Origin of the sequence: Trichlorobacter sp. (genome assembly GCF_030247655.1) — a bacterium.
Classification (GTDB): domain Bacteria; phylum Desulfobacterota; class Desulfuromonadia; order Geobacterales; family Pseudopelobacteraceae; genus Trichlorobacter.
Window position 1 is genome coordinate 1 of the sequence record NZ_JAOTRZ010000333.1, and the last position, 2,020, is coordinate 2,020.

A 2,020-nucleotide genomic window follows, 5' to 3' on the forward strand; every position below is an offset into this window, starting at 1 on the left:
ATTCCGGTACCCAGGCCTGCAAGGCGCTGAAAGAGGAAGGCTATGAAGTGGTGCTGCTGAACAGCAACCCGGCCACCATCATGACTGACCCTGATTTTGCTGACCGTACCTATATTGAACCGGTCACCCCTGAGATCCTGGCCAAGATTATTGAGAAAGAGCGTCCCGATGCGGTACTGCCGACACTGGGTGGTCAAACAGCCTTGAACACGGCAGTCAGTGTGGCTGAAATGGGGATACTGGATAAGTTTGGTGTTGAGCTGATCGGTGCCAAGCTGCCTGCCATCAAAAAGGCTGAAGACCGGACCCTGTTCAAGCAGGCCATGGAAAAGATCGGTCTGGCCGTACCTAAATCTGGTCTGGCCCATAACCGGGAAGAAGTGTTGGAAGTGGTTAAACAGATCGGTTTTCCGGCCATTATCCGTCCTTCCTTTACCCTTGGTGGCACTGGCGGCGGTATCGCCTACAACTTGGAAGAGTATGAGCGGATGGCAATGGTGGGGATTGACGCCTCGCCAACCGACGAGATCCTGGTGGAGGAGTCGGTAATTGGCTGGAAAGAGTATGAGCTGGAGGTAATGCGGGATACTGCTGACAACGTGGTGATCATCTGCTCCATTGAAAACTTTGACCCGATGGGGGTCCACACCGGCGATTCCATTACGGTTGCCCCGGCCCAGACCCTGACCGACAAGGAATACCAGATCCTGCGGGATGCCTCGCTCAAGATCATCCGCGAGATCGGTGTTGATACCGGCGGCTCCAATATCCAGTTTGGTATTAACCCCCGTGATGGCCGTCTGGTGGTAATTGAAATGAACCCACGGGTTTCCCGCTCTTCAGCCCTGGCCTCCAAGGCCACTGGCTTCCCGATTGCCAAAATCGCGGCCAAACTGGCGGTCGGCTATACCCTGGATGAGATCCGCAATGACATTACCCGTGAGACACCGGCCTGTTTTGAGCCGACCATCGATTACGTGGTTACCAAGATCCCGCGTTTTACCTTTGAGAAATTCCCGGCTGCTGATGCCACCCTGACCACCCAGATGAAGTCGGTGGGTGAAGTCATGGCCATTGGTCGGACCTTTAAGGAATCGTTCCAGAAGGCTCTGCGTTCCCTTGAGATCGGTGTTTGCGGCTTTGATTCCAAGCTGTTTGATCTTGGTAGTGAGACCCGCCGCTCCCTGACTGATCATGAACAACAATTGTTGCTGGAAAAACTGAGTGTTCCCAATGCAGACCGGCTCTGGTACCTGGGGGATGCCCTGCGTAGCGGTATGACCGTTGATGAGGTGTACAAACATACCGCCTTTGATCCCTGGTTTGTGAACAATATGCGCCAGATCATTGAAAAAGAAGATGAGCTGAAAAGGTTGAATCCAACTGCTGTTACCCGTGACCAGCTGTATGAGGCCAAGCAGTACGGCTTCTCTGACAAGATGCTGGCAAAACTCTGGAAGATCAGTGAAGACCAGGTGCGGGAACTGCGCTGGGGCCTGAAGGTGCGTCCGGTGTACAAACGTGTGGATACCTGTGCAGCTGAATTTGTGGCCTACACCCCCTATCTCTACTCAACCTATGAGGAAGAGTGCGAGGCAGAGGTGACTGACCGCAAAAAGATCATTATTCTGGGTGGCGGCCCCAACCGGATCGGCCAGGGGATCGAGTTTGATTACTGCTGCGTGCATGGTGTCTTTGCGTTGGCAGAGGGTGGTTACGAGACCATTATGGTTAACTGTAACCCTGAGACAGTATCCACTGACTATGATACCTCCGATAGACTCTACTTTGAGCCGCTGACCCAAGAAGATGTGTTGGAGATCGTGGCCAAGGAAAATCCAGTGGGTGTGATCGTACAGTTTGGCGGCCAGACGCCGCTTAAATTGTCGGTGGCCCTTGAAAAGGCCGGGGTGCCGATTATCGGTACCAGCCCGGATGCCATTGACCGTGCTGAGGATCGTGAGCGGTTTCAGGAGATGTTGCACAAGCTCAATCTGCTGCAGCCTGCTAACGGTACAGC

At 53.8% G+C, this 2,020-nt stretch carries 1 protein-coding gene; it reads left to right on the forward strand.

What is annotated here, in order from left to right; genetic code table 11:
* Positions 1-2,020: carbamoyl-phosphate synthase large subunit (gene carB / locus OEL57_RS16380; RefSeq protein ID WP_300741975.1), on the forward strand; the 2,020-nt coding region annotated here is incomplete at both ends.